Source organism: Thermodesulfobacteriota bacterium, from assembly GCA_040755095.1.
Taxonomy (GTDB): Bacteria; Desulfobacterota; Desulfobulbia; order Desulfobulbales; family JBFMBH01; genus JBFMBH01.
The window spans coordinates 1-13,652 of record JBFMBH010000040.1 but is presented as its reverse complement, the minus strand read 5'-3'; the positions used below and the strand labels follow the sequence as shown (position 1 = coordinate 13,652).

Annotated in this window: 11 protein-coding genes; 4 read left to right on the top strand and 7 right to left on the bottom strand. The window is 69.1% G+C overall.

Annotated features, from left to right (window positions below):
* Positions 1-3: 3 nt before the first annotated feature.
* The 4 genes from clpA to holA are packed head-to-tail and all read right to left on the bottom strand — an operon-like array spanning position 4 to position 4,744.
* The gene (clpA, locus tag AB1634_08125) at positions 4-2,280 is read right to left on the bottom strand and encodes an ATP-dependent Clp protease ATP-binding subunit ClpA (GenBank protein ID MEW6219487.1); all 2,277 of its coding nucleotides are present in this window, start codon (positions 2,278-2,280) and stop codon (positions 4-6) included.
* Positions 2,281-2,333: 53 nt separating this feature from the next.
* Positions 2,334-2,648 carry an ATP-dependent Clp protease adapter ClpS gene (gene clpS, locus AB1634_08120; GenBank protein ID MEW6219486.1) on the bottom strand — a complete coding sequence of 105 codons (315 nt, stop codon included), beginning with the start codon at positions 2,646-2,648 and terminating at the stop codon, positions 2,334-2,336.
* A 1-nt stretch (position 2,649) separates the two neighbouring features.
* Positions 2,650-3,345 (bottom strand): hypothetical protein, encoded by a 696-nt coding sequence (locus AB1634_08115; protein ID MEW6219485.1) that lies wholly within the window; start codon positions 3,343-3,345, stop codon positions 2,650-2,652.
* Between the two features lie 22 nt (positions 3,346-3,367).
* Entirely contained in the window at positions 3,368-4,744 is a 1,377-nt protein-coding gene (gene holA / locus AB1634_08110; GenBank protein MEW6219484.1) for a DNA polymerase III subunit delta, read from the bottom strand.
* 169 nt (positions 4,745-4,913) lie between these two features.
* Between holA and AB1634_08105 the strand changes: the two genes are divergently transcribed.
* Both AB1634_08105 and AB1634_08100 read left to right on the top strand, forming a co-directional pair.
* Positions 4,914-6,332 (top strand): sugar transferase, encoded by a 1,419-nt coding sequence (locus AB1634_08105; protein MEW6219483.1) that lies wholly within the window; start codon positions 4,914-4,916, stop codon positions 6,330-6,332.
* A 25-nt stretch (positions 6,333-6,357) separates the two neighbouring features.
* On the top strand, positions 6,358-7,140 hold the full coding sequence (locus AB1634_08100; GenBank protein ID MEW6219482.1) for a hypothetical protein: 783 nt from the start codon (positions 6,358-6,360) through the stop codon (positions 7,138-7,140).
* A gap of 8 nt (positions 7,141-7,148) precedes the next feature.
* Here AB1634_08100 and nspC read toward each other — a convergent pair whose 3' ends face one another.
* Genes nspC through AB1634_08085 form a run of 3 tightly spaced genes read right to left on the bottom strand, consistent with a single transcriptional unit; the run spans position 7,149 to position 11,199 of the window.
* Positions 7,149-8,309: a carboxynorspermidine decarboxylase gene (gene nspC, locus AB1634_08095; GenBank protein MEW6219481.1), complete on the bottom strand. Its 1,161-nt coding sequence runs from the start codon at positions 8,307-8,309 to the stop codon at positions 7,149-7,151.
* Positions 8,306-9,481, bottom strand: a complete 1,176-nt coding sequence (locus AB1634_08090; protein ID MEW6219480.1) for a saccharopine dehydrogenase family protein — start codon at positions 9,479-9,481, stop codon at positions 8,306-8,308. The genes nspC and AB1634_08090 overlap by 4 nt, the downstream gene beginning before the upstream one ends.
* Positions 9,482-9,522: 41 nt before the next feature.
* The gene (locus tag AB1634_08085) at positions 9,523-11,199 is read right to left on the bottom strand and encodes an FAD-dependent oxidoreductase (GenBank protein ID MEW6219479.1); all 1,677 of its coding nucleotides are present in this window, start codon (positions 11,197-11,199) and stop codon (positions 9,523-9,525) included.
* A gap of 260 nt (positions 11,200-11,459) precedes the next feature.
* On the opposite strand from AB1634_08085, the gene AB1634_08080 reads away from it, so the two are divergent.
* Both AB1634_08080 and AB1634_08075 read left to right on the top strand, forming a co-directional pair.
* Positions 11,460-12,302 (top strand): alpha/beta hydrolase, encoded by an 843-nt coding sequence (locus tag AB1634_08080; protein ID MEW6219478.1) that lies wholly within the window; start codon positions 11,460-11,462, stop codon positions 12,300-12,302.
* A gap of 153 nt (positions 12,303-12,455) precedes the next feature.
* A partial coding sequence (locus AB1634_08075) for a cyclic nucleotide-binding domain-containing protein (GenBank protein MEW6219477.1) occupies positions 12,456-13,652 on the top strand: 1,197 nt, incomplete at its 3' end.

Genomic DNA, 13,652 nt, shown 5'->3' with positions numbered 1-13,652 from the left:
CGCTCAAGGCTGAGCCGGCCCCTGGTCTGCCGCGCCCGCGGCGCCAGGAGCTGGGGGCCGGGGTTGGTAGCGGAAGGTCAGGGCCTGGCCTGCACAGTCCACGTGGGCGGTGCCGCCCCGGGTCAGCTGGCCGAAGAGGATCTCCTCGGCCAGCGCATCGCCCACCTCCTTCATGAGCAGACGGTTCAGGGGCCGGGCCCCGAAGACCGGGTCGTAGCCCTTGTCCGCCAGATAGGCCCGGGCCGCCTCGCTGAGCCGGATCCGGACCTTTTTGTCCCGCAGGCGCCCCTCCAGCTCGGCCACGAACTTGTCGACGATGCGCAGCACGGTCGGCCGATCCAGGGCCCGGAACTGGACGATGGCGTCCAGGCGGTTGCGGAACTCCGGGGAAAAGAGGTTGCGGAGGGCGGCGTTGTCGCCCCCCGGCGCCTGGGGCATGAAGCCGATGGACCTGGCAGCCAGCTCCTTGGCGCCGGCGTTGGTGGTCATCACCAGGACCACGTTGCGGAAGTCGGCCCGGCGGCCGGCGTTGTCGGTGAGGGTGGAGTGGTCCATGACCTGGAGCAGGATGCTGAAGATGTCCGGATGGGCCTTTTCGATCTCATCCAGAAGGAGCACCGCGTGGGGGTGCTTGCGGATGGCGTCGGTGAGGAGCCCCCCCTGGTCGAAGCCTACATAGCCGGGCGGCGCGCCAATGAGCCTTGCCACCGCGTGCTTCTCCATGTACTCGCTCATGTCGAAGCGCTCGAAATGGATACCCAGGGTCGCGGCCAGCTGCTTGGCCACCTCGGTCTTGCCCACCCCGGTGGGGCCGGCAAAGAGAAAGGAGCCGGTGGGCCGATCCGGGTGGCCGAGGCCGGCCCGGGCCCGCTTCACGGCCGTGACCAGGGCGGCGATCGCCTCGTCCTGACCGAAGATGGTGGCGGCGAGGGCGCTCTCCAGCTCCCGCAGCCGGGCGGCTTCCGAGCCCTCGGCACTCTTGGCCGGCACCCGGGCTATCCGGGAGACGATCCGTTCCACGTCCCGGACCGTCACGGTGCTCCTCTTGGACTTCTGGCCCGCCAGACGGAAAGAGGCGCCGATCTCGTCGAGGACATCAATGGCCTTGTCGGGCAGGAAGCGGTCGTTGATGTAGCGGGCGGACAGCTCGGCCGCCGCCCGGATGGCCGCCTCCGAGTAATGGACCCCGTGGTGCTCCTCGTAACGGGCCTGCAGGCCTTTCAGGATCTGGCCGGTCTCGGCCACCGTCGGCTCGGCGATATCGATCCTCTGGAAGCGCCGGGACAGGGCCCGGTCCTTTTCGAAGTGGTTCTTGTACTCCTCGTAGGTGGTGGAGCCGATGCAGCGCAGGGTGCCGGACTGCAGGGCCGGCTTCAGGAGATTGGAGGCATCCATGGAGCCGCCGCTGGTGGCACCGGCGCCCACGATGGTGTGGATCTCGTCGATGAACAGGATGGCGTTGGCCTTGTCCTCCAGGGCGCTCAACACCCCCTTCAGTCGCTGCTCGAAGTCGCCCCGGTACTTGGTGCCGGCCAGCAGTGCCCCCATATCCAGGAGATGGATCTCCATGCCGGCCAGAAGATCCGGCACCCGCTCCTCGTGGATGCACAGGGCCAGTCCCTCCACCACCGAGGTCTTGCCCACCCCGGGCTCCCCCACCAGGAGGGGGTTGTTCTTGCGCCGGCGGCACAGCACCTGCATCATCCGCTCCAGCTCGGCGCCGCGGCCGATCACCGGATCGAGCTGGCCGTCCCGGGCGCGCTGGGCAAAGTTGACGGTAAAGGCCTCCAGGGGGGACTTGCCCCGCTCCTCCTTGGCCGGCCGGTCGGTCTGGCTGCCCCGGTCCGGCCGGGCCACTCCATGGGACACGGTCTCCATCACCTGCAGCCGCTCGATGCCCTCGGCCCGCAGGAAGTAGACGGCATAGGAATCCGGCTCGCTGTAGAGGGCCACCAGCACGTCGCCGGCATCCACCTCCTTCTTGCCCGAGGAGCGCACGTGACCGATGGCCCGCTGCAGAACCCGGTGGAAGCCAATGGTCTGGGACGGCTCGAATTCCGGATCGTTCTTCTTCAAGGTCAGGAGCTTGGAGTCGAAGAACTCCTGGAGCCGGGCCCGGAGAGCGCCGACATTGCCGCCGCAGGCGGCGATGATCTGGGTGCCGAACTCATCCTGGAGGAGGGCGTACAGGAGATGCTCGACGGTGACAAACTCGTGGCGCCGCTGTTTGGCCTCCTGGATGGCGGCTCGCAAGGCGACTTCCAAATCGTGGCTGATCATGGCCTCAACACTCCGTGCTCGGTCCTGTCCCGGCGCTTGGCACCGGGGGGCCGTCAGGCCTGCTCCATGCTGCAGCGCAACGGGTATTCATTCTTCTTCGCCAAGGCATGCACCACGGCCACCTTGGTCTCGGCCACTTCCCGGGTGAAGATGCCAGCCACCCCCATGCCCCGGTGGTGCACTGCCAGCATGATCCGGGTGGCCTCCTCGGAGCTCTTGTGGAAGACCGTCTCCAGGATCGCCACCACGAAGTCCATGGTGGTGTAGTCGTCGTTGTGCAGCAGCACCTGAAACAGCGGCGGCTCCTCGACCCGCTGCCGCTGTTCCGTGGTTGTCCAGCCTTCCGCATCCCGGACCTGACCTGCCATTTCATCTCCCCACGCGTCCCGGCCGCTGCTCGGCCAGCACTCGCAGCATCATGGCCGCCGCCTCTTTGGCGCCTTCTTTGAGGGCGAGATCGGCCACCTCGTCGATGGTCTCCACCGTTCCCGATACTTTAAACAGATCCTGTTCGATGCGCACCTGCTTCTGGATGACGGCCCGCTCCCGGACCAGGCCCACCTCCAGGGTCATGGCCAGCTCGGTGCGGATACGGGTGCCGGTGAGCCCGGTCTGGGCGTCGACCCAGTAGCGATCCACCGTACCGCGGACGATGATCTCCGGCGGCCAGCCTTGCCGAGCCAGGCCGTCCATCGTGCCGTCCCAGGTACCGCCGGTGCGGAAGACCAGGCCATCGGCCTCCAGGCGGCTTTGCACCAGCCGATCCAGGACCGAGGCCAGCTGGCCCCGTCCCACCTTGAGGGTCACTTGGCCACCGGACGAGAAGCTCTGGACGCCCACCTGGATCTCGCCGTCCGCCGCCGGCTCCACAAAGGACTGCATCTGGACGTCGGCCCGGGGATCGCCTGCTGGCGCCCCTTCCACAAGGCCGCGGCCCAGATAGAGGTACTGGACCCCGGAGCGGCCGCAGGCGGCGAGGCAGGTGGCCGCCAGGACCAGGCCCAGTCCGAGCCAAGCCCAAGCCTTGCACCGGCTGGATGCGACGTCGTCCGAAAGATGTGCCATCGTTCTTCCTCCCTTCGTGTTGTTATGGATTCCTTGTGGCCAGCTGCCAGATCAGATCGTCCAGCACCACGGCCGCCGGAAGATCGCTGCCCTTGAGGCGGCTTTCGGCGATCAGGATGGCGGCCAGTCCTTGCCGCCAGCGGGCAAGGCTTGCTCCTTCCACTTGCAGAAACTGCCGATACAGGGCATAGGGATGCCCGGCCAGGATCTCGGCCCACTGGGGCCGGCTGGCCTTGAGCTGCGGCAGATAGGCCTTCTGGAAGACGCCATAGGCCATCCGTTCCCGGTAGGGCGGCTCCGAGGCCAGTTGGAAGGCGCGCAGCAGAAGCAGGCGCCGCACCTGGCCCCGGAGGGCCGCGATCAGGGCCAGGGGGTGCTGGCCCTGGTCCAGCAGCCGATGGCAGACCAGAAGCGCGGCCTCAACCTTGCCCTCCGCCACGGCCCCCGTAAGCTCGAACATGGCCTCTTCCCGGGTGCGGCTCACCAGGGCATTGACGTCGGCCAGGCTGACCCGCCGGGCATCGCCGGTCGCCAGGGCAACCTTTTCCGTCTCCCGCACCACCGCCACCGGGTGGAAGCCGACCCGCTCCAGAAGAGCGGCTGTTGCTGCCGGCTCCATGGTCTTGCCCATGTCGGCCAGGGTCTTCTCCAGGAGCTCCCGGCAGACCGCAGCCTGCTCCTCTTTGGCTGCGGCACTGAGGCCGGTGTCCACGGTCAGGTCCAGGATCACCCCGGCCTGCTCCACATATTTGTAGAGCTTCTTGCGCCGATCCGCCTCCTCAGCCACCAGGATGAGGGTATTGCCGGCGGGTAGCCCCCCGGCCAGGGCCGCCTCCAGCCGATCGGCCTCGGCGCTGCCGGTGGCGGCAGCAGCAGGGGCCGTCGCCAGATCGGCAGCCAGAGGGGTGAGCCACTCCAGGTCCGTGGGCCGGGGAAAGCCGAACAGCTCCGCCCAGCGCTTGGCCGGCAGCTCCCGCAGGCCGGCCAGGCCGTCGGCCTGGCCCAGGAGACCGGCCATGGCCAGGATCTGGCCGAGCCGCGACAGGGCCCGGCCGCGGTCGCCATCGGCCATCGCTCGCCGGGCCTGGTCCCAGACGCTCTTGGCCGTGGTCCGGGAATGGAACAGGCGGGTATCGAGGACCCGCAGCACCCGCCGGCCGCCAAACAACGAAAAGGTCTTGACGACCCGGATCATCGCGGCGACGTCCTCCTGCTCACCGTCCATGGTGGTCAGGGCATGCTCGCGGCTGGCAGCATCGGGCAGGAGGGCGGCGACCAGATCCTCGCAGGCGGTGCGGCCAAGGTAGCGCTCCCCCACCACCAGCACAGCGGCCGGGGACAACCCTTCCCGGATGGCGGCCAGAAGGTCAGGGAGGTCGGCGCGGCGGTAGACGGTCATGGTCAGGACCCGGGATCAGGAAGGGCGCTGGCGCCAGCCGGCGCCATCGACAGAAGACTACGGCCGCAGTATACTACGGAAACCTGTTCGATCATGCTATCCTGGGGAAAGAAGGTGCTGGCTGGCCGCCTCCGGCGCCGCCTTTGGATGGAGTCTGGGACAAGCCCTTATGGTTCACCAGCGTATCGCCCTGTTCATCGCTATCTACCGGGGTCTGGACGCCATCCTGGTGGTGGCGAGCCTGTTGGTCGCCAACGCCCTTTTGGCCTTCTGGGCCTCGGCGGCCCAGCTGCCGGCCAGCTTCTCCGGCGAGCTGGCGATTCTCGCCACCGTAGCCGCCGGACTCTGGTCCGGCCTCCTGAAATGGAACGGCGCCTACCTGTCCCAGCGGGGCAAGCGCTTCGCCCACCTGGTGGGGATCCTGGCCAAGACCCATCTCCAGGCCTTCCTTGGCCTGGTGGGCCTCGTCTATCTCCTGGAGCTGGAGACCGTCCGCCGGCCGCTCCTGGTCACCTTCCTCCTGGTGGTCTCGGTGGTCCTGCTGGCGGAAAAGGCGCTGGTGCGGGCCAGCCTGCGCTGGCTGCGCGGCCGGGGGCACAACTACAAGCGGGTGCTCATCGTCGGCTCGGACCAGACCGCCCTGGACCTGGCCATGAAGATCGAGAACAACCCGGAGCTGGGCTTCCGGATCAAGGGCTGTCTGGTGGAGGACCCGGACCGCCTCGGGCAGCAGGTGCGCATCCCGCCGGTCTTGGGCACCCTGGAGGATCTGACCCGGATCCTCCACACCCGGGTGGTGGACGAGGTCTTCCTGTGCCTGCCCATGGAGCGCCTGGCGGAGATCCAGCACGCCCTGGCCATCTGCGAGGACATGGGCATCAACGGCCGCGTGGTCACCCGCCTCTACGAGCCGGTGCGGGCCCGGGTTTTCCCGGACGAGATCCTGGACATCCCGCTGTATTCGGTCTCCACCCACCCGCCCAACAACATCTGGTTCATGCTGAAGAGCGTGGGAGACTTCGTGGCAGCGGCGGTGCTCCTGGTCATCCTCGCCCCGGTCTTTGTCGTCATCGGCCTGGCCATCAAGCTCACCTCACCGGGGCCGGTCTTCTTTCTCCAGCGGCGCACCGGCTACAACGGTCGCAAGTTCGCGGTGGTCAAGTTCCGGACCATGGTGGACGGCGCGGATCGGCTCAAGGCCGCCCTGAAGGGCGCCAACGAGATGGACGGCCCGATCTTCAAGATCCGCAACGACCCCCGGGTGACGGCCGTGGGCCGTTTCCTGCGCCGTACCAGCCTCGACGAGCTGCCCCAGCTCATCAATGTCCTGAAGGGCGAGATGAGCCTGGTGGGGCCCCGGCCTTTGCCGGTGGAGGAGTCGGTGCAGATCGTCGGCGCCCGCCGGCGCCGGCTGTCCATGAAGCCGGGCATCACCGGGCTGTGGCAGGTCTCGGGCCGCAGCGAAGCTGGCTTCGAGCGCCTGGTCCAGTACGATCTCGAGTACGTGGACCACTGGTCCCTGGAGCTGGACTTGCGGATTCTGCTCAAGACCGTCTGGGTGATCATGCTGGGCCGGGGCGCGTATTAGAATCCTTCCCGCCGGGCGGCCACGGATGGAGATCCAGCCCGACCTGTCCCTCGCCGTTCTCCCCGGAGCTTCCCCTTCCCTGCTGCGCCGCTTTCTGGAGGCGGTGGCCCTGACTGCGCCGCCGGCGGCGGTGGAGGTCCGGGCCATCCTCGACCCCTCCGCAGCCGCTGCGGGTGGCCTCCTGGAGATCTGTCCCGATCTGCACCTGGTGCCTCCCCGCGGCCGGCAGCCAGTGGCCGCCCTGGGCCATTGCCTCCAGCACGCCCGGGGCCGGTATCTTTCGGTCTGGGACCCGGCAGTGGCGATCCAGCCCGGCTGCCTGCGCCAGGTTCTGGACCTCCTGGACGAGCGGCCCGAGGTCGGCATCGCCGGTCCCCGGCTGCGCTCCCCGGACGAGACCCCCATCCCCTCCGGCCGCTCCTTCCACCTCCTGGGCCCCCTGCTCCTGGGGCCCACCATCCTCGGCGCCTGGCTGCCCTTCCTCCGGGAGCCGACCCCGCTCATTCTTCCCCTGAGCCACGATCACGCCGACCAGCCCGTGGGCTGGCTGCTGGGCGCCGCCGTGGTGCTGCGGCGGGAGACCTTCGACGAGATCGGCGTCCCGGATCCCCGGCTCGGCCTGCCGCTCTGGTCCGCGGACCTGTGCCAGCGGGCCGGTCTGGCCGGCTGGCAGGTGGTTCTGGCCGGCAGGGCCGAAGCGGTGCTTCTGCGTCCGCTCACCCCGGCCGAGGCCGGCCAGCCGCGCCAGCCGCAGTGGCCTGCGGCCCGCCTGCTGCTCCGGGCGTGGCGGCACCGCTTGGGGGCATAGGGCGGCCTTCACGAAAGCCGGTCCCGATAGTCCTCGTAGCCGAACCGTCGCACCACCCGCAGGGTGCCGGTCGCCGCGTCGTGGATGGCGATGGCGGGCAGGCGCACGCCGTTGAAGGTGTTGTTCTTGACCATGCTGTAGTGGGCCATGTCGCAAAAGACCAGGCGCTGGCCGGGCGTGAGCGGGGCCGGGAAGGAGTAGTCGCCGATGACGTCCCCGGCCAGACAGGTCAGTCCAGCCAGGCGAAAGGTGTGGGCATGCTGGCCCGGCAGGCCGGCGCCCACCACCTCCGGCCGGTAGGGCATCTCCAGGACATCCGGCATGTGGGCGGCGGCTGAGGTGTCGAGGATGGCCACCGCCATATCGTTGTGGACGATGTCCAGCACGGTCGCCACCAGAAAGCCGGTGTTCAAGGCCACGGCCTCGCCGGGCTCCAGGAAGATTTCCACCCCGTACTGCTGCCGCAAGCGACGGAGCAGCGCGATCAGGGCGAAAAGGTCGTAGTCGGGCCGGGTGATGTGGTGGCCGCCGCCCAGGTTGAGCCAGGCCATGCGGCCCAGAAGATGGCCGAAACGTGCTTCCACCTGGGTCAGGGTCCGCACGAGCACGTCGCTGTTCTGGCCGCAGTGGCTGTGGAAATGGAGGCCTTCGATGCCCGCCAGCGCCGTCTCGTCGAACTGGGAGGCTGTCACCCCGAGCCGGGAGCCGGCCACACAGGGGTCGTAGAGGGGCACCGGCACCTCGGAGTACTGGGGGTTGATGCGGATACCGCAGGAGACCGACGTGCCGAGCCGCGCCAGCTGCGGCCGGAAGTGATGCCACTGGGAGAAGGAGTTGAAGATCAGGTGATCGGCATAGCTCACCAGCTCGGGAAACTCGTCGTCCCGAAAGGCCGGGGCGTAGACATGCACCTGACCACCAAACTCCTCGGCCCCCAGCCGGGCCTCGTCCAGGGAGCTGGCGCTCACTCCCGCCAGATACGGCCGGATCAGGGGGAAGAGGCTCCACATGGCGAAGCCCTTCAAGGCCAGCAGGATCCGGCAGCCGGCCTCGTCCCTGACCCGGGCCAGGATCTCCAGGTTCTGGACCAGGAGCCCGGTGTCCACCACGTAGGAGGGGCTGGGCACCCCGGCCGGATCGAAAGGCACCAGGGCAGGGCTGCTGCTCACAGATCGGTCTCCACAAAGGGCAGGCCGTACCGGGGCAGAAGCTCCATGAAGGGATCGGGATCCAGCTCTTCCACGTTCCAGACCCCGGGCCGCCGCCAGGTGCCGGTCAGCATCAGGAGCCCGCCGATCATGGCCGGCACGCCGGTGGTGTAGGAGATGGCCTGGGAGCCCACCTCCCGGTAGCAGGCCTGGTGGTCGCAGAGGTTGTAGATGTAGTAGCGACGGGGCTGGCCGTCCTTTTCGCCCTCGATGAGGCAGCCGATGCAGGTCTTGCCCTTGGTGCGGGCGCCCAGGCTCCCCGGGTCCGGGAGGAGGGCCTTCAGGAGCTTGATGGGCACGATCTGGTGGCCTTCGTAGTCCACCGGATCGATGCGGGTGAGCCCGACGTTCTCCAGCACCCGCAGATGGGTGAGGTAGTTGTCGGAGAAGGTCATCCAGAAGCGGATCCGCTGCACCCCCGGGATGTTCTTGGCCAGGGACTCCAACTCCTCGTGGTAGAGGAGATAGATCTCCCGGGGGCCGATCTCCGGGAAGTCGAAGGTGCGGTGCACCGACAGGGGGGCGGTCTCCAGCCACTGGCCGTCTTCATAGTAACGGCCCGGCGCGGTCACCTCCCGGATGTTGATCTCCGGGTTGAAGTTGGTGGCAAAGGGATAGCCGTGGTCGCCGGCGTTGGCATCGATGATGTCGATGGCCTCGATCCGGTCGAAGCGATGCTTCAGGGCGTGGGCGCAAAAGATGTTGGTGACCCCGGGATCGAAGCCGCAGCCCAGGAGGGCCATGATGCCCCGCTCCCGGAACCGCTCCTGAAAGGCCCACTGCCAGGAGTACTCGAAGCGGGCCTTGTCCGGCGGCTCGTAGTTGGCGGTGTCCAGGTAGTCGACGCCGGTGGCCAGGCAGGCCTCCATGATGGCGAGATCCTGGTAGGGCAGGGCGGTGTTGATCACCAGCTGCGGCCGGCAGCCCTCGATGAGGGTGGCCACCTGCCGGGGGTCGTCGGCATCCACCTGCGCGATCTCGATGGGCCGGGGCATGGCGTCCCGGATCGCCTCGCAGCGGGCCAGGGTGCGGCTGGCCAGACAGATCTCCGAGAAGATCTCGGGCGCTTGCGCGCACTTCTTGGCCACGACGTTGCCGACCCCGCCGGCGCCGATGATGAGTACCTTGGGCATGGGTGCCTCCTTGGGAAATGGGGTGAGGGGGCCGGAAGGGATCAGCCGGCGAACGGATGCCGGTCAGCGGTCCAGGCGGCAAAGCCGCCGGTCAAGGTCTGCACCCGGGGGTAGCCGGCCAGGGCCAGGATGCGGTTGGCGAGATAGGAGCGCAGGCCCACCGCGCAGTAAAGAACAATGGCGCGGCCCGGGTCCAGCTCGGCCATCCGGTCCCGCAGCTCGTCCACCGGCAGATGCCGCGCGCCGGGGATGACGCCGGTGCGGAGCAGCTCACCGCGGGTGCGCAGGTCGACCAGCACCAGATCCTCGCCGGCGCCGAGCCGGGTCTCCAGCTCCGGCGCGGTGACCGGCTGCCAGTCGCCGGCGGCCAGGTTCTGGGACAGGGCGCCGGCGACGACCAGGGGGTCCCGGGCTGAGGAGTACGGCGGCGCGTAGGCCAGGTCCAGATGGATGAGGTCGGCGGCCTGCATGCGGTTATACAGGGCGCAGGCCAGAACATCGATCCTCTTGTCCACGCCGGCCTCGCCGATGGCCTGGGCCCCCAGCAGGCGGCCGCTGGCCGCATCGGCGATGATCTTGAGATGGATCTCCTTGGCGCCAGGGTAGTAGCCGGCATGGTCGTCGGCCAGGATATGGGTCACCTGGGGGGAGAAGCCTTCGGCCGCCGCCTCCCGCTCCGAGAGGCCGGTCTTGGCCACCGTCAGGTCGAAGACCTTGACGATCACCGTGCCGACGAAACCGGGGACCTGGATGTGGCGGCCGCAGGCATTGGCGCCCGCTGCCCGGCCTTGCTTGTTGGCCGCCGAGCCCATGGGAAAGAACATGGGCGAGCCAGTGACGAGCTGCACCGTCTCGATGCAGTCGCCAGCGGCCAGGATATGGGGGTCGGCGGTGCGCATCTCGGCATCCACGACGATGCCGCCCTTGGCGCCGATGGCCAGCCCCGCCTCCCGGGCCAGGTCGACATTGGGCCGCACCCCGACCCCCAGGAGAACCAGGTCCGCCGGTAGCCGGCGGCCGGCCGCGGTGACCACCAGTCCCCGGCCGTCCTCCTCGTCGATGGCGGCCACCCGCTCGCCCAGGAAGAGCCGCACCCCCTTGGCCGCCAGATGGCCCTGCACCGGGATCGCCATGTCCTGGTCCAGGAAGCCCAGTACCTGGGGGAGAAAATCGACCATCGCCACCTCCACGCCCAGGCCGGCCAGGTTTTCGGCTGTTTCCATGCCGATGAGACCGGCGCCGATCAGGACCGCTGTCCGGGGCCGGGCGGCCTGTAAAAAGGCGTGGAGGCGGTCGGTATCGGCCAGGGTCTTGAGGAAGAAGACAAAGGGGCGGTCGACGCCCGGCACCGGCGGGATGACGGGCTTGGCACCAGTGGCCAGGATGAGCTGGTCGTAGCCCTGCCGCCGGACCTCGCCGCTGGCCATGTCCCGGACCACGACCTCCCGGGCGGCGCGATCGATGGCCGTCACCTCCTGGCCGGTCCGAACGTCCACCCGGAAGCGCTTCCGGAAGAAGGCCGGATCGGTGACGATCAGCCGCCGCCGCTTGTCGATGATCCCGCCCAGGTAATAGGGCATGCCGCAGGTGGCGTAGGAGATCTCGGCATCCTTTTCGAAGAGGATGATCTCGGCCTCCTCGCTGCAGCGCCGGGCCTTGGCGGCCGCCGACGCCCCGGCCGCCACTCCGCCCACGATCACGATCCTGTTTCCGGACATGCGCCCCTCCGAAGAATGACGGTCCTGCCATCGACCCAGCCAGCCGTACCGATCAGGCCCGAACCATAGCACAAAAAATCGGCCCTCTTCAACCGCGGGCCGTGCCCGGGCCCGGCGGGCCGAATCCGGTTGCAGGACCCCGGTGAAGCTGCTACCCTCCATGCTCGTGCCCTGATCCTGGCGGGGGGCTTCCCTGGCCGACCCGCCCTTGCCTGCCTCTTCTGGCGCAGGCCTTCAGCGGCCGGTTTCGGGAGATCTCCATGAGCGAGCCTACGCCCTACGCCAAGCTGGACCAGCCAGCGGTCTGCGCCCTCCTCTTCCACCCCCGGGTGGTGCCCCGCCAGGCGCCACCGGCCGGGGCCAGCGACCTGGAGGTGGCGGTGGCGCCCGGCATCCGGGTGACGGTGCGCTGCCACGCCGCCGCGCCGGCCGCCCCGGCCATTCTGTTCTTTCACGGCAACGGCGAGATCGTCACCGACTACGATGAGATCGGCCGGGCCTTCGTCGCCCAGGGGGTGAGCTTCCTGGTCGCCGACTACCGGGGCTACGGCTGGAGCGAGGGGGAGCCCTCGGCCGGCAGCATGCTGGCGGACAGCCATGCCATCCTGGCGGCGGTGCAGGGTTGGCGGGCCGCAACGGGCGGCAGCGCGCCTCTGGTGGTCATGGGCCGCTCTCTGGGCAGCGCCTGCGCCATCGAGCTGGCCGCGGCCCAGCCGGCCGCGGTGGCTGGGCTGGTGATCGAGTCCGGGTTCGCCACCACCCTGCCTTTGCTCCAGGCCCTGGGCCTGGACACCGCCCGCCTGGGCATCGCCGAGCCGGATGGCTTTGGCAACCTCCAGAAGATCTCCGGCGTCAGCCGTCCCACCCTCATCATCCATGCCCAGCACGACCAGCTCATCCCCCTGGGCAACGCCGAGATGCTCCAGGTGCAGAGTCCGGCCCGGGGCAAGGAATTTCAGGTGGTGCCCGGTGCGGACCACAACACCATCCTCGCCCGGGCCGGCGAGCGCTATTTCGAGGTCATCGCCCGCTTCTGCCTTCGCCTGGCCGGCCGCCGCGGCCGGCGGGCGCCGGCCGGGCCGCCGGTCACCCGCCAGGGATGATCGCGGCCGCCCGGTTTTTGACAGCCGGCGCGGGATTCTGGTAAGGTGCCCCCGGGTTTGGCCCACAGGACGACCAGGCCCTTGTGTGGAGGAAGCATGCCCCAGATCGCACCTCCCGTGGTCAACCGGCTTCGGGACTGAGTCGCGCCCCCCATGGCCCTTGCCCCTTCCCTCGCTGCTCTGGCCCAAACCCCGGAGGTCGCCTCGCTCGCCATCTCCTATGCTGATGGCGAGGTCATCTTCCGGGAAGGGGACGAATCCCAGGACCTGTATCTGCTGGTCAGCGGTGCGGTGGAGATCACCAAGGCTGGCCATCCCTTGTCCCGGCTGGATGAGGCCGGTCTGCCCTTCGGCGAGATCTCCTTTCTCCTGGGCACGCCCCGCACGGCCACGGCGCTGGCCCGGGGGCCGGTCGCGGCCCTGCGTCTCCCCCGGCACGATATCCCACGGCTTCTTGAGAGGGTGCCGGAGCTGGCCCTGGAGATTCCCCGCTCCCTGGCCGCCCGCCTGGCCGTCACCAGCCGGGTCCTCACCGGCCTCAAGGAGCTGTGCGACCAGCTGCCGGACGCGGTGACGGTGAGCGACCAGGCCGGCCGGATCCTGGCCTGGAACCAGGCGGCCGAGCTGCTCTACGGCCACAGCGCCGAAGAGATGGCCCGTCTGAGCATGGACGATCTTTATGAGGAGCCGGCCGCCTATCGTTCCCTGGCCGAGGCGGTGGCCAGCCAGGGCTCGGTGCGGGAGCGGCTCCTGGCGGTGCGCGGCAAGGATGGCGGCCGCTGGGTGTCCACCTCCGGCAACGCCCTCCGGGGCAGCGGCCAGGAGCTGGAGGGGATCCTGGCCCTGGGCCGGGATGCCAGCGAGCAGGTGCGCACCGCCAACCGCTACCGCCGGCTGCGCTACCGGGTCCTGCCCCTGGTGGCGGCCCTGGCCCTGGTGTCCGCCCTCCTGGTGATGACAGTGCCCCGTTTTCTGGCCGATTCCCGGGTGGTGGACCTGCGCCACCAGGGCTTTGCGGAGCTGGTCACCCGGGACCAGCTGCTCATCACTGCCGGGCTGTCCTGGCCCTTGCCGGCCCAAGGCCGGGAGGCTGTCCAGGCCCGTCTCCAGGAGCTCTTGGCCATCCAGGCCCAGACCGGCGCCCCGTATTCCGGCATCCTGCTGCTGGATCCGGAGCTGCGGGTGGTGGCTGCCGCCTCCCGGGGCAGCGCCGAAGGCGACCAGGGCGTGCTCGGCACCAGTTACAGCGGCGTCACCTTCCACCAGGCCACCGGCTCCAGCCACCGGGTTCTCACCCCCTACCGGGTGGACCGGCGGCATCCCACCGGTAGCCGGGGGCTGGAGATCGCC